This is a genomic window from Pseudomonas sp. GL_135 (assembly GCF_057834665.1).
In genome coordinates this window covers 3,822,999-3,840,000 of the sequence record NZ_CM174408.1, presented here as the reverse complement: position 1 = coordinate 3,840,000, position 17,002 = coordinate 3,822,999, and the positions used below count along the sequence as shown (strand labels likewise).

Annotated in this window: 15 protein-coding genes and 2 rRNA genes (1 of these 17 running past the window's edge); 9 read left to right on the top strand and 8 right to left on the bottom strand. The window is 58.1% G+C overall.

Annotation, left to right across the window (positions count from 1 at the left end; genetic code table 11):
• Both AC3ISG_RS17125 and rrf read left to right on the top strand, forming a co-directional pair.
• Positions 1-1,774: ribosomal RNA gene (locus AC3ISG_RS17125) — 23S ribosomal RNA — on the top strand (it extends 1,117 nt beyond the left edge of the window).
• A gap of 145 nt (positions 1,775-1,919) precedes the next feature.
• Positions 1,920-2,035 (top strand): 5S ribosomal RNA (gene rrf / locus AC3ISG_RS17120).
• Positions 2,036-2,202: 167 nt separating this feature from the next.
• On the opposite strand, the gene AC3ISG_RS17115 is transcribed toward rrf, so the two are convergent.
• Positions 2,203-2,556 (bottom strand): winged helix-turn-helix transcriptional regulator, encoded by a 354-nt coding sequence (locus AC3ISG_RS17115; protein ID WP_489297529.1) that lies wholly within the window; start codon positions 2,554-2,556, stop codon positions 2,203-2,205.
• A gap of 102 nt (positions 2,557-2,658) precedes the next feature.
• Here AC3ISG_RS17115 and AC3ISG_RS17110 point away from each other — a divergent pair, with 102 nt between their 5' ends.
• A complete protein-coding gene (locus AC3ISG_RS17110) occupies positions 2,659-3,405 on the top strand; it encodes an NADPH-dependent F420 reductase (RefSeq protein WP_489297528.1) in 747 nt (248 codons plus the stop codon).
• A gap of 24 nt (positions 3,406-3,429) precedes the next feature.
• On the opposite strand, the gene tnpC is transcribed toward AC3ISG_RS17110, so the two are convergent.
• The 5 genes from tnpC to AC3ISG_RS17085 all read right to left on the bottom strand — a co-directional run bounded on the left by tnpC (position 3,430) and on the right by AC3ISG_RS17085 (position 7,418).
• Positions 3,430-4,980, bottom strand: a complete 1,551-nt coding sequence (gene tnpC / locus AC3ISG_RS17105; protein ID WP_489297527.1) for an IS66 family transposase — start codon at positions 4,978-4,980, stop codon at positions 3,430-3,432.
• 83 nt (positions 4,981-5,063) lie between these two features.
• The gene (tnpB, locus tag AC3ISG_RS17100; protein WP_489297526.1) at positions 5,064-5,399 is read right to left on the bottom strand and encodes an IS66 family insertion sequence element accessory protein TnpB; all 336 of its coding nucleotides are present in this window, start codon (positions 5,397-5,399) and stop codon (positions 5,064-5,066) included.
• A complete protein-coding gene (gene tnpA / locus AC3ISG_RS17095; protein WP_065093823.1) occupies positions 5,396-5,728 on the bottom strand; it encodes an IS66-like element accessory protein TnpA in 333 nt (110 codons plus the stop codon). The genes tnpB and tnpA overlap by 4 nt, the downstream gene beginning before the upstream one ends.
• Positions 5,729-5,875: 147 nt before the next feature.
• A complete protein-coding gene (gene queD / locus AC3ISG_RS17090; protein WP_265386528.1) occupies positions 5,876-6,232 on the bottom strand; it encodes a 6-carboxytetrahydropterin synthase QueD in 357 nt (118 codons plus the stop codon).
• Positions 6,233-6,335: 103 nt separating this feature from the next.
• Complete coding sequence (locus tag AC3ISG_RS17085) at positions 6,336-7,418, bottom strand: patatin-like phospholipase family protein (RefSeq protein WP_489297525.1); 1,083 nt, start codon at positions 7,416-7,418, stop codon at positions 6,336-6,338.
• Positions 7,419-7,581: 163 nt separating this feature from the next.
• On the opposite strand from AC3ISG_RS17085, the gene AC3ISG_RS17080 reads away from it, so the two are divergent.
• The 6 genes from AC3ISG_RS17080 (at position 7,582) to AC3ISG_RS17055 (ending at position 13,211) form a co-directional block, all read left to right on the top strand.
• Positions 7,582-7,890, top strand: coding sequence for a PepSY domain-containing protein (locus AC3ISG_RS17080; RefSeq protein WP_122536319.1), 309 nt, complete (start codon positions 7,582-7,584; stop codon positions 7,888-7,890).
• The gene (locus AC3ISG_RS17075) at positions 7,890-8,219 is read left to right on the top strand and encodes a PepSY domain-containing protein (RefSeq protein WP_489297524.1); all 330 of its coding nucleotides are present in this window, start codon (positions 7,890-7,892) and stop codon (positions 8,217-8,219) included. Before AC3ISG_RS17080 ends, AC3ISG_RS17075 begins: the two co-directional genes overlap by 1 nt.
• Entirely contained in the window at positions 8,219-8,887 is a 669-nt protein-coding gene (locus tag AC3ISG_RS17070) for a response regulator transcription factor (protein WP_122536321.1), read from the top strand. The genes AC3ISG_RS17075 and AC3ISG_RS17070 overlap by 1 nt, the downstream gene beginning before the upstream one ends.
• On the top strand, positions 8,884-10,242 hold the full coding sequence (locus AC3ISG_RS17065) for an ATP-binding protein (protein WP_489297523.1): 1,359 nt from the start codon (positions 8,884-8,886) through the stop codon (positions 10,240-10,242). The genes AC3ISG_RS17070 and AC3ISG_RS17065 overlap by 4 nt, the downstream gene beginning before the upstream one ends.
• Positions 10,243-10,324: 82 nt before the next feature.
• A complete protein-coding gene (locus tag AC3ISG_RS17060; protein ID WP_205484228.1) occupies positions 10,325-12,004 on the top strand; it encodes a methyl-accepting chemotaxis protein in 1,680 nt (559 codons plus the stop codon).
• 142 nt (positions 12,005-12,146) lie between these two features.
• The gene (locus tag AC3ISG_RS17055; RefSeq protein ID WP_122536323.1) at positions 12,147-13,211 is read left to right on the top strand and encodes an AI-2E family transporter; all 1,065 of its coding nucleotides are present in this window, start codon (positions 12,147-12,149) and stop codon (positions 13,209-13,211) included.
• 749 nt (positions 13,212-13,960) lie between these two features.
• On the opposite strand, the gene nuoN is transcribed toward AC3ISG_RS17055, so the two are convergent.
• On the bottom strand, positions 13,961-15,418 hold the full coding sequence (gene nuoN / locus AC3ISG_RS17050; protein WP_074892029.1) for an NADH-quinone oxidoreductase subunit NuoN: 1,458 nt from the start codon (positions 15,416-15,418) through the stop codon (positions 13,961-13,963).
• Between the two features lie 7 nt (positions 15,419-15,425).
• The gene (gene nuoM, locus AC3ISG_RS17045) at positions 15,426-16,958 is read right to left on the bottom strand and encodes an NADH-quinone oxidoreductase subunit M (RefSeq protein WP_065989114.1); all 1,533 of its coding nucleotides are present in this window, start codon (positions 16,956-16,958) and stop codon (positions 15,426-15,428) included.
• Between the last annotated feature and the right edge of the window lie 44 nt (positions 16,959-17,002).

Below are 17,002 nucleotides of genomic sequence, written 5' to 3'. Positions count from 1 at the left end.
AGATGTAACGGGGCTCAAACCATGCACCGAAGCTACGGGTATCACGCAAGTGATGCGGTAGAGGAGCGTTCTGTAAGCCTGTGAAGGTGAGTTGAGAAGCTTGCTGGAGGTATCAGAAGTGCGAATGCTGACATGAGTAACGACAATGGGTGTGAAAAACACCCACGCCGAAAGACCAAGGTTTCCTGCGCAACGTTAATCGACGCAGGGTTAGTCGGTCCCTAAGGCGAGGCTGAAAAGCGTAGTCGATGGAAAACAGGTTAATATTCCTGTACTTCTGGTTATTGCGATGGAGGGACGGAGAAGGCTAGGCCAGCCTGGCGTTGGTTGTCCAGGTTTAAGGTGGTAGGCTGAAATCTTAGGTAAATCCGGGGTTTCAAGGCCGAGAGCTGATGACGAGTGTTCTTTAGAACACGAAGTGGTTGATGCCATGCTTCCAAGAAAAGCTTCTAAGCTTCAGGTAACCAGGAACCGTACCCCAAACCGACACAGGTGGTTGGGTAGAGAATACCAAGGCGCTTGAGAGAACTCGGGTGAAGGAACTAGGCAAAATGGCACCGTAACTTCGGGAGAAGGTGCGCCGGTGAGGGTGAAGGACTTGCTCCGTAAGCTCATGCCGGTCGAAGATACCAGGCCGCTGCGACTGTTTATTAAAAACACAGCACTCTGCAAACACGAAAGTGGACGTATAGGGTGTGACGCCTGCCCGGTGCCGGAAGGTTAATTGATGGGGTTAGCTAACGCGAAGCTCTTGATCGAAGCCCCGGTAAACGGCGGCCGTAACTATAACGGTCCTAAGGTAGCGAAATTCCTTGTCGGGTAAGTTCCGACCTGCACGAATGGCGTAACGATGGCGGCGCTGTCTCCACCCGAGACTCAGTGAAATTGAAATCGCTGTGAAGATGCAGTGTATCCGCGGCTAGACGGAAAGACCCCGTGAACCTTTACTATAGCTTTGCACTGGACTTTGAATTTGCTTGTGTAGGATAGGTGGGAGGCTTTGAAGCGTGGACGCCAGTCTGCGTGGAGCCAACCTTGAAATACCACCCTGGCAACTTTGAGGTTCTAACTCAGGTCCGTTATCCGGATCGAGGACAGTGTATGGTGGGTAGTTTGACTGGGGCGGTCTCCTCCTAAAGAGTAACGGAGGAGTACGAAGGTGCGCTCAGACCGGTCGGAAATCGGTCGTAGAGTATAAAGGCAAAAGCGCGCTTGACTGCGAGACAGACACGTCGAGCAGGTACGAAAGTAGGTCTTAGTGATCCGGTGGTTCTGTATGGAAGGGCCATCGCTCAACGGATAAAAGGTACTCCGGGGATAACAGGCTGATACCGCCCAAGAGTTCATATCGACGGCGGTGTTTGGCACCTCGATGTCGGCTCATCACATCCTGGGGCTGAAGCCGGTCCCAAGGGTATGGCTGTTCGCCATTTAAAGTGGTACGCGAGCTGGGTTTAGAACGTCGTGAGACAGTTCGGTCCCTATCTGCCGTGGACGTTTGAGATTTGAGAGGGGCTGCTCCTAGTACGAGAGGACCGGAGTGGACGAACCTCTGGTGTTCCGGTTGTCACGCCAGTGGCATTGCCGGGTAGCTATGTTCGGAAAAGATAACCGCTGAAAGCATCTAAGCGGGAAACTTGCCTCAAGATGAGATCTCACTGGAACCTTGAGTTCCCTGAAGGGCCGTCGAAGACTACGACGTTGATAGGTTGGGTGTGTAAGCGCTGTGAGGCGTTGAGCTAACCAATACTAATTGCCCGTGAGGCTTGACCATATAACACCCAAGCAATCTGCAGAAAGACAGCAGATTGCGGTGTGTGAAGACGCATGAAGACGAAAGTTTGCGAACACACAAGCTGTACCTTGATCACATACCGATTTGCTGAAGCGTTCGAGAGGACGAGTCAGTACCCGAATTTCTTGACGACCATAGAGCGTTGGAACCACCTGATCCCATCCCGAACTCAGCAGTGAAACGATGCATCGCCGATGGTAGTGTGGGGTTTCCCCATGTGAGAGTAGGTCATCGTCAAGATTAAATTCCGAAACCCCATTTGCGAAAGCAGATGGGGTTTTGTTTTTGCAGCGCGAAAAAGCTGCTAAATCAAGGTCAAAAAAAACGTAAGCGTCCGGCGATCTCGCCTCGACAGTCGAGGAGCGCCGCATGCTGAGGCATGTGAGTGCTCCAAAGCACGGTTGCGCTCAGGCGTAGTTGCGCCTCATTTCCGCCCATTCTATCAATGCCTGTATTGAGGGCCCGAGTGCGTGGCCGATATCCGTGAGCCGGTACTCCACTTTAGGAGGCACCTGCGGGTACACCGTCCGCAACACGATGCCGTCCCTTTCTAGCTGCTTGAGCTGTTGAATCAGCATCTTCTGATTGATCCCTTCGATTAGCTTCTCTATATCCGAGAACCGAAGTGCCCCCTTCGCCGCGAAAAGCTGGCACAGGATGATGATCTTCCACTTCCCCTCCAACACGCGAAGCGTCTCGGTAGTTGCCTCAGCCCAATTCCGGCGATTTTGTGGATCACTGCAATTCCAGTCTCGTTCCATTTCTTTCTCAACGGTGGGTTACCCACCTTTTGGTAGGTACTTACCATTATTACATCAGCGCTCTAGAATCGGTTCAAGACACACGATTATGAGGCTTAGGGTATGAAAATTGGCATCATTGGGACTGGTAACATCGGCGCCACCATCGCTCGTAAGCTTAAAGCTGCTGGTCATGATATCCACGTCGCGAATTCGAAAGGCATCAACGGAGTGCGCGCATTTGCCGAAGAGATAGGCGCCGAACCTGTTGATGTTAGGGGCGCGGTCGACGGGGTCGATCTGGTCGTACTGTCCATACCGCTACCTGCTTTGAGTGCCCTTCCTTCTGATCTGTTCAGCTCCGTACCTGACAGCGTCCCTGTGGTGGACACCAGCAATTACTACCCTGGGTTGCGTGACCCCCGCATTGCAGAACTTGATGACGGAATGACTGAAAGCGTCTGGGTTTCCAAACAGATTGGACGGCCTGTGATCAAGGGCTTCAACAACGTGCTGGCTTATACATTGGCAGAGCTAGGCCTTCCGAAGGGTAGCCCAGGACGCTTGGCAGCAGCTGTGGCAGGTGACGATCCCAAAGCGAAAGAAACAGTAATGTCTCTGGTGAGTGAAGCTGGCTTCGACCCGGTCGATGGAGGTTCACTTGAGGAGTCCTGGAGGCAACAACCATCCACACCAAGCTACTGCTGCGACTATGACGCGGCGACTATGCAGAAAGCGCTTTTGATGGCTGTTAAAGGGCAGGCAGCAGCGAAGCGAGATGAGTTGCCCAAGCACTTTGCAAAGCTCGGGGCCAACGCCAGTCATGGCGAGGTTGTAGCCATGAACCGCTCGTTCAACCCTCTGGATTGATGCTTTCGGGCAACAAGAGCGATCTCAGACAATACGGGGCCTCCTTGAATGAATATGAGTCCAGTTATGAGGCAAAAGTAGATCGATCTCGTTCGCCTGGTGCGTTGGTAGGCGAGTGAGTACGTCCTTCAGGTAGGCATACGGATCATGTCCGTTGAGCCGCGCCGACTGGATCAAACTCATGATCGCCGCCGCACGTTTACCGCTGCGTAACGAGCCAGCGAACAGCCAGTTTGAGCGCCCAAGAGCCCACGGCCGGATTTGATTCTCGCACCAGTTATTATCGATGGGCACAGCACCGTCATCGAGATAGCGCGTCAGCGCTATCCAGCGTTTGAGGCTGTAATCCAACGCTTTCGCGATGGACGATCCCTCAGGCACAAGCTGTCTTTGGGCGATCATCCAGTTATGAAGTGCGTCGATGATCGGCGCTGCTTTTTCCTGCCGTATTCGCTGCCGATCACCCGGCTCCAGCTCTCGGACTTCTCGTTCAACTTCGTACAAGGCCGCGATATAGTGCAGCGCTTTTTCGGCGACCTGGCTCTTGTTGGTCGCGTGCAAGTCGAAGAACTTCCGGCGGGCATGGGCCATGCAGCCGATCTCCGTAACGCCCAGTTCAAAGCCTGCCTTGTAGCCGGCAAAGTCATCGCAGACCAGCTTGCCGTTCCAACGACCCAGGAAGGCTCGGGCATGTTCGCCAGCGCGGCTTGGGCTGAAGTCGTAAACGACCGCCGCCAGGTCGGAGAACTGACTGGTGGCATAGGCCCAGACGTAAGCACGATGAGTTTTCTTCGCACCAGGCGTCAGCATTTGTACCGGCGTCTCGTCGGCATGGACGACGCCGTGCGTCAGCACGGCTTCGCGCAGCGCATCGACTAGCGGCTGGAGTTGCACGCCGCAGTTGCCTACCCATTGCGCCAAGGTCGAACGGGCGATAGGCAATCCGGCGCGGCCGAAGATTTTCTCTTGGCGATACAGCGGCAGATGATCGGCGAACTTGGCCACCATGACGTGGGCGAGCAGGCTCACGGTCGGGATACCCTTGTCGATGACGTGCGCCGGTACAGGCGCCTGGATTAGCGTTTCGCACTGCTCGCAGGCCCATTTCCCACGGATATGACGCTCGACGGTGAACACGCCGGGCGTGTAGTCGAGTTTTTCACTGGCATCTTCGCCGATGCGCTTGAGAGCACAGCCGCACTGGCAATGGCTGTTGTCCGGTTCGTGATGGATCAGCGTGCGAGGAAATTGCGGCGGCAGCGCTGCGCGCTTAGGTTGCTGGCGCATTTTGGCTTCGACTGGTGTCGGTTGCAGCGCCTCAAGCTCGGCTTCGATAGCGGCAATATCAGTATTGATCAAGTCATAGAGCAAGCTGGCCTGATCTGGACTTAGTTGCTCGCTGCGTTTGGCAAACTTGAAGCGCTTGAGCAGCGCGATCTCGTGGGCCAGCTTCTCGTTGACCGACTTGTGATGGGTGATTTGCTTGTGCATTGTCTCGACGCGCTGGATCAACTGCGCCGCCAGGGCACGCAGTTGTTCAGGGTTTAATTGATCGAGATTTGGATGCAAAGTCATGCCGCCGATTTTGCCAGAGAGGGCTGGTGGCGACGATAGACTGATGGGCCAATTGCGCTGGCAAGCGCGCCATGGCAGACAAGTTAGAGCACCGTGATGGCTCCTCCGGAACCGACGCGTTGCCAAGGTAAGCCGAGCACCAAGGCTTGAAGTTGCTCTGCATCCAACTCGACTTCAGAGCCGTGCCGCACGCCCGGCCAAAAGAAACGTCCTTGATTCAAACGCCGGGCGGCAAGCCAAATCCCCACTCCGTCATGCACCAGCACTTTCATGCGATTGGCACGACGGTTGGCAAACAGATAAGCACTGTGCGGCTTCGCCGCACCGAACACCGCCACAACCCGCGCCAGCGCAGTTTCAGTGCCGGCGCGCATGTCCATGGGCTCGGTGGCGAGCCAGATGGAGTCGATGCGGATCATCGCAGCAGGTCTCGCAGGAAAGCAGAACACGCCGCTGCATTTTCTGCCGGCCAACTCACCACGACTACACCTTTTGGATGCGGCACTTCGATTCGGATCGTGGCAAGAAGGGCCTGATGCATCGGCACCGGCGGCGAAGTATTGACCGGGATGAAGGCAGTTTGCAGTGCCAGGTTTTTCTGCGCATGCACCCGAATCCATTTATGGACGAGGTTTGCATTGAGGTTGTGGGTCAAGGCGACATTGGCAATTGAAGTGTCAGATTGGGCGCACTCAGCAATGACCTGGGCCTTGAAGGACTCTGAATAGGAACGGCGTTCTTGTGGCATGGGCGTCCGCTTAAAAAGGCTAAAAATGGTGTCCACTTAAATTTAGGTGGACACCATCGCCTCAAGCGACGGTGTTAGGAAGGTGTGTTGCCCGGACGGTTACAAAAAAACCACCCGATAGGGTGGTCTTTCTTTTGCCAGCACTGATCAGTCACCGCGATACACGCACCCGCTGGTGCATGTCTCGTGAATCCGTAGAGCGGACAGTTCTGGCAGCAGTGGTTTCAATTCTTTCCAGATCCACTTTACCAACACTTCACTGGTCGGGTTTTCCAGGCCGGGAATGTCGTTGAGGTAGTTGTGGTCCAGGCGCTCATACAGAGGCTTGAAGATGGTTTTGATCTCAGAGAAATCGCGAATCCATCCGGTATGGGGATCGGGTTCGCCCTGTAGGTAGATCGCTATACGAAAGGAGTGACCGTGCAGACGTCCGCACTTGTGCCCATCGGGCACGTGAGGGAGCCGATGGGCGGACTCGAACGTAAACTCTTTAAAAATTTCCACGGTGATATAAGCCTTGAGAAGTGGCGATCGCCAGCGCGATAAATGCAAGCGGCGAGTTTATCAGTAATGGTTTAGCGAGCGACAGGCAGACCTGGCGGCGTGGTTAAACCAGAGGCTCCAGTCGCTGGGCGAGACGACCCGTGTCCACGAGCTCCAAGAACTCATCCCCCAGCCGCTGACTGCTCTCCATTGCAGCACGCCAGTACCGTTGCCGGTCCGCATCCCTGCCTACGAACCGTTTAAAGTCGCTCCGATCAGGCAGCTTGCCGTAGGGCAGCGTAGCCAGGTACTCCTTGGAGGGCGAGAGCAGCACGACGTCTTGAAGCCGAGTCTGATCGCCTCTGCGCCAGGGGAGTGTCTTGTCAAACCAGCCAGGAATGATTTTGTCGGTGAAGTGCGGATACAGCACGATGTCGCTTCCGCTGTATGGAAGATCCAAGTGGTAGTCAAGCAGACCGCCATCCCGGAACATTCCTGCGCCGATACCGGGTATCTCTGCAACGCCCTCCATCACCATGGGAATTGAGCCTGACGCCAGCAATGCCTGGCGCAGGTTCAATGTGTCCAGTGGCAAGCAATGAGACGGAAAGTCAGTCATTGGCAGAAGGGGAGGGACGAGGCGTGGGTCGTGCATGACCAGCCGCTCGAAATGCCGTGACAGGCGCGCGCGCCCGATCAGGTTGTCAGCGATGACGGTCCCCAGTCCCAGACTCAACCCTGCGCGATGATCCCGGGCAAGCAAGCCCCGGCTTTTGACGATCATTACGTTGAGACGGTAATGGGGATTCGCCAGGACGTGTGCGTCATCCGCCTGCAGAAGCGCATCGAGCATCGTCACACAGCTGCGGGAGACCTGCGCCATCGTTACGCCTTTGGCGAAGCTCTGCTCGTTGTACAAACGCCCAAGTCGCTGAAGACCTGCAACGGGGTCCGGCAGGCATGCGCTTGCAAAGCGCCACGAACCGATGGAAGCGCCAATCAATGATCGCTTCCGTTGAGCTCGGGGGAGCCATTCGCCAAACAGCGCCAGATCCAGGCCCTGAATGCCCAGTGCTTTCGGGCCTCCCGCCGCGCCAGGGATAATGCCAACGTCAATCGGCGACAGGCCTTGCTCCCTGATCCGCGTCATCGCGCGCCTGCCGGCCTTGATAGTCAATGAAGGGTGTTTGATGTGAATGTTGCTCATGGCCCCTCCGGGGTCGGACTGGGGCGAATAATACCGTGGATCCCGCTTTCATCGACTGACGGTTGATAGGGTAGTGGCACGTAGCCAGATAAATTCAGCTTCAATTAAGTTCGCGCGTTTATGGTGGGCTCCGTAACCAACCAGAACCCAACGGAGATTCACCATGAAAATTCTGACTGCCTTCATCGCTGCCACCGCATTCACTTTCACAGCAGGTTACGTCCAGGCTCGAGACCTTGGTCCTGACGAGGCGCTGAAACTGCGGGATGCAGGTACTATTCAATCCTTTGAAAAGCTCAACGCCGTTGCGTTGGCCAAGCACCCGAAATCCACTATCACGGACACCGAGCTGGAACAGGAATATGGCAAGTACGTTTACCAGATCGAACTGCGAGATGCTCAAGGTGTGGAGTGGGACGTTGAAGTCGATGCCGTCAGCGGCCAGATACTTAAAGACCACCAGGACGCCTGATGATCGCCAGTAAGCGTCCCGCCAAGCGTTTCGTTTACTGTCTGGTGGCCGCCTGTGCGGTCGCCCCAAGCGTCGCGTGCCTGGCTCGGGACCTGAATCAGGACGAGGTGCTTGAGCTGCGCAGGAGAGGTGTGATTCTGCCGCTTGAGCAGTTCATCGATCAGGCACTGGGACGTTACCCCGGCTCCAAGCTGCTTGAAGCCGAACTTGAAGAAAAGCACGGCGCGTTGGTGTACGAGATCGAGCTTCTCACCGCCGATCATGTCGTGCGCGAACTCAAATTTGATGCCGGTGACAGCCGCCTGTTGCAAGACAAGGAAGACGATTGATGCGTTTGTTATTGGTTGAGGACCACGTTCCCTTGGCGGACGAGCTCATCAGTACACTGGGCCGTCAGGGTTACGCAATCGACTGGCTGACCGACGGCCGCGACGCTATTCATCAAGGCGCCACAGAGCCTTACGACCTGATCGTGCTTGACCTCGGCCTGCCAGGCGTTCCTGGGCTTGAGGTGCTGCAGAAGTGGCGCGCGGGCGGGCTGTCCACCCCCGTACTTATCCTGACGGCGCGGGCCTCCTGGGCCGAACGTATCGAAGGTCTCAAGGCCGGCGCCGACGATTATCTGACCAAACCCTTTCACCCCGAAGAACTGCAGCTGCGCATACAGGCGCTGCTTCGCCGTGTCCGAGGTCTGGCCAATCAGCCCAAGCTCGAATCCGCTGGCCTGCACCTGGACGAAGGGCGCCAGTGCGTCAGTCGCGGGGAGGAGGAAGTCCAGCTCACTGCTGCAGAGTTTCGCCTGCTGCGTTATTTCATGCTGCATCCCGGCCAGATTCTCTCCAAAAGTCATCTGGCCGAGCATCTTTATGATGGGGAGAACGAGCGGGACTCAAACGTGATCGAGGTCCACGTCAATCATTTGCGCCGCAAGCTGGGTCGGGCCGTGGTCGAGACGCGGCGCGGGCAAGGCTATCGTTTTGCCGGGACGGGCGAGTGAGGTCGATACAGCGACGCTTGAGTCTGGGCCTGATCAGCGTGCTGCTGGTTGTTGGACTGGTCCTGGCGCAGATCAGCCTGTGGCTCTTCGAAGTTGGCTTGCAGCGTTACCTGGAATCAGGCCTGCGCAATGAGAGCGAGCTGCTGCTAGTGGCCTTGGTGCGCGGCCCCGACGGCCTGCAGCTCGATGAGCATCGGCTGTCGCCGGGCTATCAGCGACCCTATTCCGGCCACTATTTTCGAATTGATGTTGACCACGGTCATTGGCGCTCGCGCTCGTTGTGGGATCTGGAGTTGCCGCATCCCGGGCAGCCCGGCTTGCATGCCGACCTTGCCCTGGAAAAGACCGATCAATCGCTGTTGCTGCTGCACACCGATTACCGCAAGTTCGGACAGACCGTCTCTATCACCGTCGCTCAGGACTACACCCCGGTGCGGGACAGTTTCGCACTGGTCCAGCGCATCGGTCTCGGGCTGGGGCTGATGGCCCTGGTTTTGATTCTTGTGTTGCAGCGCGTCACCGTTCGCCGCGCCTTGCGCCCGCTGGAAAGGGCCAGAGAACAGATTTTCCAGCTGCAGCAAGGGCAGCGCTCGCAACTTGATGAGCGAGTGCCAGTGGAGCTTGAGCCGCTGGTTGCGCAGATCAATCATCTGCTGGCCCATACCGAGGACAGTCTCAAACGATCGCGCAACGCCCTTGGCAATCTAGGCCACGCGCTGAAGACGCCGCTGGCCGTGCTGATGAGCCTGGCCGAAGGCGACAGGCTGGCGGGCCACCCGCACGTGCGCGACACCTTGCGCGATCAGCTGCAGCACATTCAGCAGCGTCTTGAGCGTGAGCTCAATCGAGCGCGCTTGTCAGGCGATGCCTTGCCAGGCGCACGGTTTGATTGTGCTGCGGAGATCCCCGGGCTGTTCTCCACATTGCGGATGATTCATGGCGAGCATCTGGAACTGAGCAGTGAGATCGCTGCGGATCTGTTTCTGCCGTGGGACCGTGAAGACATCCTTGAGTTGTTGGGCAACGTCATGGACAACGCCTGCAAGTGGGCCGACAGCGAGATCAGGCTGACCATCGCCAAAGGCGCTGATGGCTACTGCCTGCTGATCGACGACGATGGCCCGGGTATCCCTCTTCAGCATCGCGATGAAGTCATCGGCCGTGGCAATCGTCTGGACGAGCAAGTGACCGGCCACGGTCTGGGACTCGGCATCGTCAAGGACATCGTCGAGGCGTGGGGCGGGCGCATTCAGTTGCTGGACAGCCCCTTGGGTGGGCTGCAAGTGCGTATCGATCTGCCCGAGCGACTCAGCCCGCAACTGCCGGGGGCCGAAAGCGTTCGTCAACCGTCGTGACCTCAACTTTTTGTGCGCCGGGCCGTTAACCGTTAAGGAACCCCAACGACTCAACGCAAAAAAACAAAGGGTCATGACTTCTATGCGGCTAAATCTTAAAGCCAAAGTACTTTCGCTCGCCGTGCTCCCCGTGTTGGTGTTCGCACTGATCATCAGCGCCAGCACCGTCATCATGCTGCGGGAGCAGGGCAAGCGCGAAGTCGAGGAAACCCGCCAGCACCTGCTCGCGGAGGCCAAAGCCACGTTGCAGAGTTATGTGGCTGTTGCGCTGGGCACCATCAAACCGCTGTATGACGCCTCGGCTCCGGGTGACATGGAAGCCCGCGCGCAAGTCATCAAGATGCTCTCCCAAGTCAACTACGCCAAGGACGGGTACTTCTTCGGCTACGACTCGCAGGCGGTGCGGTTGTTCAAGGGCAATAGCCCCGACGGCATCGGCAAGAGCTTCAAGGACGCTCGCGATCCAAAAGGCGTTTTCGTTAATGCCGGCTTGGTTGACGTGGCGAAAGCAGGTACCCATTACCTGGAATATTCCTCTGCGCTGCCCGGGTCGAGCGAACTGGTGCCGAAACTGGGCTACACCGAGTATCTGCCGAAATGGGACATGGCCTTTGGGTCGTCGATCAACCTGGATAACATCGATGCCAAAGTCGCAGAGCTGCAGAAGAATGTGTCCGAGCGCCGGCAGAATATGCTCGTCAGCATCATTGGCATCACGCTGCTGGTATTGGTGATTATCGCAGCGGTGGGTTTCTGGATCGCGGGCGGTATTCTGCGGCCGCTGCGCCTGATGAAAGCCAATCTCGATGATATCGCCGCCGGAGAGGGTGATCTGACCCAGCGCCTGGCGGTGACCTCCCAAGACGAACTTGGCGAACTGGCCGGGTCGTTTAATCGCTTTGTCGACAAGATTCACGGCCTGGTCCGGCAGATCGCCGAGATGACCGCGCAGCTGACTGGCCTGGTGGGCGAGGTGACCGATCAGGCGCAGCGCTCCGAGCAGGCAATGGAGCGTCAGCGCCATGAAACCGACCAGGTCGCCACGGCGATCAATCAGATGTCGGCTGCGGCCCAGGAAGTCGCGAAGAGCGCGCAGGGCGCCTCTGTCGCGGCGCAGCAAACCGATGCTGAAGGTCAGGCGGCCAAGCGAGTGGTCGACGGCAGCATCCAGCAGATTCACGCGCTGGTGAACGACATCCGCGACAGCGGTACTTCTCTGGATAGCCTGCAGAATGACGTGTCGTCCATCGTCGGCGTGCTCGGTGTGATCCGCTCCATCGCCGATCAAACCAACCTGCTGGCACTCAACGCCGCCATCGAAGCCGCGCGTGCCGGGGAAGCGGGCCGCGGGTTCGCGGTGGTGGCCGACGAAGTGCGTGCGCTGGCCAGCCGCACGCAGCAAAGCACTCAGGAAATCCAGGGCATGATCGACCGCTTGCAGCAAGGCACCCAAGGCGCGGTGCAGGCGATGCGGCGCTCAAGCGAGGCGGGCGATGGGACGTCCGCGCGGGCTAATGAGGCCGGGGCATCACTGGACACAATCGGTCAGCTGATCGGCACGATCAACGCCATGAACGCGCAGATTGCCAGCGCCGCAGAAGAGCAGACGGCCGTGGCGGAAGAGATCAATCGCAGCGTTCACCAGATCGCGGTGGCGGTCGAAAGCGTGGCCGATGAAACCCGCCACAGCGCCTCCACGTCGCGCAATCTCACGGAGCTGAATCAGCGTCTTGGCCAGTTGGTCCGGCAGTTCAGAATCTAGGCCGGGGTGGCGGGCCAGGCTCGGGGCCCGCTGCCCGCACTTCCTCCATTGACCTTGCGCTTCAGGCGCGGCACTCCTGCGGCGATTGGCGGACTAAGCATCAGACCGTGTGTTTGGCGCGGTGTAATGACATGGAAGGAACATGAACGAAACCGCGCTACAAAGTAAAACCCTGTTGCTGTTATTGGTATTGGTGACCATCGCGTTCATCTGGATCCTGCTGCCGTTCTACGGCGCGGTGTTCTGGGCGGTGATCCTCGGCATCATCTTTGCGCCGCTGCAACGCCGCCTTCTGGCCCGCTTCAACTGGCAGCGCAACCTGACGTCCTTGTGCACGCTGACGATCTGTCTGGTCATCGCGATCCTGCCGGTGATCGTCATCGCGGCGCTGATGGTTCAGGAGGGGGCGACGCTTTACAAGAATGTGGAAAGTGGTCAGCTCGACATCGCCAAATACCTGGCTGAATTCAAAGTCCTGTTGCCACCTTACGTGCAGCATTGGCTTGATCGCCTGGGCATGGGGGACTTCAACGGCCTGCGCGACAAAATCGCCAAAAGCGCGATGCAAGGCAGCAACTACCTGGCCACACAGGCGTTCAGCTTTGGGCAGGGCACGTTCGATTTCGTTGTCAGCTTTTTCATCATGCTGTACTTGCTGTTCTTTTTTCTGCGTGATGGCCAGGAGCTGACACGCAAGATCCGCATCGCGATTCCGCTGGCCGAGCCGCAGAAGCGCCGCTTGCAGTTGAAGTTCACCCGTGTCGTGCGCGCGACGGTGAAGGGCAACATTGTGGTAGCGGTGACTCAAGGCGCGCTGGGCGGGTTTATTTTCTGGGCGCTGGATATCCCGAGCGCTTTGCTGTGGGCAGTGATGATGGCGTTTCTGTCGTTGCTGCCGGCGGTGGGGGCGGGCATTGTCTGGGCGCCGGTGGCGCTGTATTTCCTGCTCAGCGGGATGATCTGGCAGGGCGTGGTGTTGGGGCTGTTTGGGATATTCGTGATCGGGCTGGTGGATAATGTGTTGCGTCCGATCCTGGTGGGCAAGGACACGCGGATGCCCGATTACCTTATTCTGATTTCGACGTTGGGCGGGATGGCGGTATTCGGGTTGAACGGGTTTGTGATCGGGCCGATGGTAGCGGCGCTGTTTATGTCGACGTGGGCGTTGTTTACCGGCGACAAGAAAACCGTTCGATTGCCGGGCTAGCGCGTGTTCCTAAGATCAAGAGCGTCTGCCTAAGGGCAGACATTTCGCCTTCGGCGAGTTACTTGGAAAAGCACCCCAAGTAACCAAGGGTGCTTGCTCCTGGTTTGGCCCTTCCTTCGTCAGGGTTCCTTCACTCCGGTCTCGCTCCGTGCGCCCGTTGCCATCCGCCATCCATGGCGGGGGGCAGCTCTCGCCGCATCCATGCGGCTCGGCCCACGGAGCGAGACCTACGTTCAGCCTGCACCCAAGTCGCGATTGGCGGTGTTTGAGCCTTTTGCGTGTGAAGATCAGGAGCACATCTAAAGCAGATCAAGGGCTTCCCGGCTAAAGCCAGTCCTACAGGTATTCGCGCACGGTCAGTAGGACCGGCTTTAGCCGGGAAGCTGTTGATCTTGATCTTCATACACAGCCAGTCCAGACGACACCCATCGCGACTTGGGTACAGGCTGAACGCAGGTTTTGCGCAGTGTGCCGAGCCGCATGGATGCGGCGAGAGCGCCGTCAGGACATGGATGTCCGTTCGGCGCGGGCACACGGAGCAAGACCGGAGTGAGGGTATTCCGACGAAGGAGGAACCAAACCGAGAGCAGGCACCCTTGGTTACTTGGGGTGCTTTTCCAGTAACTCGCCGAAGGCGAAATGTCTGCCGTTAGGCAGATGCTCTTGATCCTGAAGTGTGCCGAAGTACTAAATCAAAACCATAAAAAAACCCTGCTCGAAGGCAGGGTTTTTTGTGCATCACTCAATCATCACAAACCCGCATGGCCCACCAGGGTCAGCAGCGGTTGCGGGTAAACGCCCAGGAAGAACGCCAACAGCGTAATCCCCAACAGCATCACACCACCTGCACGCTGCGCCCAGTTGAACGGGGCGTCGTGGCGCTGGATCTTCGAGTCCTGCAGATACAGCGTCACCATCACCCGCAGGTAATAGAAAACGCCGATGGCGCTGCCCACGACCAGCGAACCGGTCAGCCACCACAGGTGCGCTTCAACGCCAGTTGCGATGATGTAGAACTTGCCGATGAAGCCCGTGGTCAGCGGGATGCCAGCCAGCGACAGCATCATCACCGTCAGCACCGCCGTCAGGTACGGACGACGCCAGAACAGGCCGCGGTATTCGAACATCGCGTCGGCATCGCGGCCGCTGTACGGCGACGACATCAACGTGACCACGCCGAACGCGCCCAGGCTGGTCAGCACGTAGGTGACCAGGTAAACGTTGATCGCCTCGACCGCCATGCCCTTGCTCGCCACCATCGCGATCATCAGGTAACCGAAGTGCGCGATGGACGAATAACCCAGCAGACGCTTGAGGTTGTTCTGGGTCAGGGCCAGCAGGTTACCGACCAGGATCGACGCCACGGCGATGACCGACATCACGTCCGTCAGCACGCCACTGGTGGCCGCCGGGGAGATCTGGAACAGGCGGACCAGCACGCCGAACACCGCGACCTTGCTGGCCGTGGCGAGGAACGCCGCTACCGGGGCAGGGGCGCCTTCGTACACGTCCGGTGTCCACAAGTGGAAAGGCACCAGCGACAGCTTGAAGCCCAGACCCACCAGCATCATGCCCAGACCCAGGCTGGCGATCGGGCTTGGCATGCCGGTGGCGGCGATGGCCTTGCCGATCTCGCTGAAACCCAGGCTGCCGGATTCGGCATACAGCAGCGCCATACCGAACAACAGGAACGCCGAGCCAGCCGCCGACAGCACCATGTACTTGATGCCGCCTTCCAGCGAACGCTTGTTGAAGAAGGCGTAAGCCACCAGACCGTAGACCGGCACCGACAGCAGTTCCAGACCGATGAACAGGCTCGCCAGGTGTTGCGCGGCGACCAATACCAGCCCGCCGGCCGCGGCCATCAGGATCAGCAGGTAAAGTTCTTCGCGGTTGCCCGGGTAACCTGCCTTGCCTTCACCCAGATAGGCGTGGGCCAGAGTGACACAGGCCAGCGTCGACACCAGGATGATGCCCATGTAGAGGCAGGCGAAGCTGTCGATTTGCAGCAATGGCGTGACCACCAGCGGCGCGACTTTAAGCGCCGGGTAGATGGAAAGCAAAGCCAGGTTGAGTCCCGCTACCGTCAGCAGGAATGATTGCGAGTGGTTGCGACGCCATGCGATGCCCAGCATCACCACCACAATGGTGATACTGGTAATCAGCAGCGGCGCCAGCGCAATAAAGTGTTGAATCGTCAGGTCCATAGCGCTCTTACCGGGCCGAAGCGAGTTGAGTGAAGGCGGTGCCGAGCCATTGCTGCACGCCATGCATGGTCGCCGAGGAGGTGTCGAGGATCGGTTGCGGGTACACGCCCAGCAGAATCAGCAACACCGCCAAACCCAGCACCATGATCAATTCCCGACCGTCCATGCCTTTATAGACCGCGTCGGATTTGGCCGGGCCGAAGTAGGCGCGGTGGATCATGATCAGCGAGTAGACAGAACCGAACACCAGGCCGGAAGTTGCGATGGCGGTGATCCATGGCGAGCTGACAAAGCTGCCAATCAGGATCAGGAATTCGCCAACGAAGTTACCGGTACCTGGCAGCCCGAGCGACGCGGCAGCGAAGAACAGGCTGATGGCCGGCAGGTACGCGATCTTGTTCCAGAGACCACCCATTTCGCGCATGTCGCGGGTGTGCAGACGCTCGTACAACTGGCCGCTGAGGATAAACAGTGCGGCGGCCGACAGACCGTGCGCGAGCATCTGAACGACGACGCCTTGCAACGCCTGCTGGCTGCCGGAGTAGATGCCGATCAGCACGAAGCCCATGTGCGAAACGCTGGAAAACGCGATCAGGCGCTTGATGTCGGTCTGGGCGAAGGCGAGGAAGGCACCATAGAAGATACCGATCAGGCCCAGCACCATGGCGATCGGTGCGAACTCCGCCGAAGCATTCGGGAACAGTGGCAGGGCAAAACGCAGCAGACCATACGCAGCGGTCTTCAGCAGGATGCCCGCCAGGTCTACGGAACCTGCGGTCGGCGCCTGGGCGTGAGCGTCAGGCAACCAGGAGTGCAGCGGCACGATCGGCAGCTTGACCGCGAAAGCGATGAAGAAGCCCAGCATCAGGATGTATTCGGTGCCGTGGGACAGCTTGGTTTTCAGCAGGTCCGCGTAACCGAAGGTGATCACGCCCGTCTGGTTGAAGTGCACCAGCACCAGGCCCAGGATCGCCACTAGCATGATCAGGCCGCTGGCCTGAGTGAAGATGAAGAACTTGGTCGCTGCGTAGATCCGCGTCTTCTTGCCATCTGCCGAGCTGTGACCCCAGAGCGCGATGAGGAAGTACATCGGCACCAGCATCATTTCCCAGAAGAAGAAGAACATGAACAGGTCGATGGCGAGGAACACGCCGACGACGCCGCCCAGGATCCACATCAGGTTCAAGTGGAAGAAGCCGACGTTACGTTGAATCTCTTTCCACGAGCAGAGTACCGAGAGGATACCCAGCAGGCCGGTCAGCAGAATCATCAGCAGGGACAGGCCATCGAGCGCCAGGTGCACGCTGATGCCGAAGCGCTGGATCCACTGGAGCTTGAATTCAAGGGCCCAGGTCGGATCGGCGCCCGGAGCAGGAGCATAGGTAAACGTACCGGTGCTCCAGACCCACAGGCCCAGAATCGTCTCGAGAGACATGGTCAACAGCGCAATCCAGCGCGGCAGGGTAGGGCCGAAGCGCTCACCTTGCCAGCACAGCAGGCCGCCGATAAAGGGGATCAGGATTAGCCAAGGCAGAATCATGACGGGCTCAATTCCTTTCGCAAAGTCGCAAGGTTCATGTCAAA

Bases quoted from the DNA above. Each gene is read 5' to 3' on its own strand.
- AC3ISG_RS17070 (WP_122536321.1), top strand. From the start codon at position 8,219: ATGCGTTTGTTATTGGTTGAGGACCACGTTCCCTTGGCGGACGAGCTC.
- tnpC (WP_489297527.1), bottom strand. From the start codon at position 4,980: ATGACTTTGCATCCAAATCTCGATCAATTAAACCCTGAACAACTGCGT.
- AC3ISG_RS17110 (WP_489297528.1), top strand. From the start codon at position 2,659: ATGAAAATTGGCATCATTGGGACTGGTAACATCGGCGCCACCATCGCT.
- tnpB (WP_489297526.1), bottom strand. From the start codon at position 5,399: ATGATCCGCATCGACTCCATCTGGCTCGCCACCGAGCCCATGGACATG.
- nuoN (WP_074892029.1), bottom strand. From the start codon at position 15,418: ATGGACCTGACGATTCAACACTTTATTGCGCTGGCGCCGCTGCTGATT.
- tnpA (WP_065093823.1), bottom strand. From the start codon at position 5,728: ATGCCACAAGAACGCCGTTCCTATTCAGAGTCCTTCAAGGCCCAGGTC.
- nuoM (WP_065989114.1), bottom strand. From the start codon at position 16,958: ATGATTCTGCCTTGGCTAATCCTGATCCCCTTTATCGGCGGCCTGCTG.
- AC3ISG_RS17075 (WP_489297524.1), top strand. From the start codon at position 7,890: ATGATCGCCAGTAAGCGTCCCGCCAAGCGTTTCGTTTACTGTCTGGTG.
- AC3ISG_RS17115 (WP_489297529.1), bottom strand. From the start codon at position 2,556: ATGGAACGAGACTGGAATTGCAGTGATCCACAAAATCGCCGGAATTGG.
- AC3ISG_RS17080 (WP_122536319.1), top strand. From the start codon at position 7,582: ATGAAAATTCTGACTGCCTTCATCGCTGCCACCGCATTCACTTTCACA.
- AC3ISG_RS17085 (WP_489297525.1), bottom strand. From the start codon at position 7,418: ATGAGCAACATTCACATCAAACACCCTTCATTGACTATCAAGGCCGGC.
- AC3ISG_RS17055 (WP_122536323.1), top strand. From the start codon at position 12,147: ATGAACGAAACCGCGCTACAAAGTAAAACCCTGTTGCTGTTATTGGTA.
- AC3ISG_RS17060 (WP_205484228.1), top strand. From the start codon at position 10,325: ATGCGGCTAAATCTTAAAGCCAAAGTACTTTCGCTCGCCGTGCTCCCC.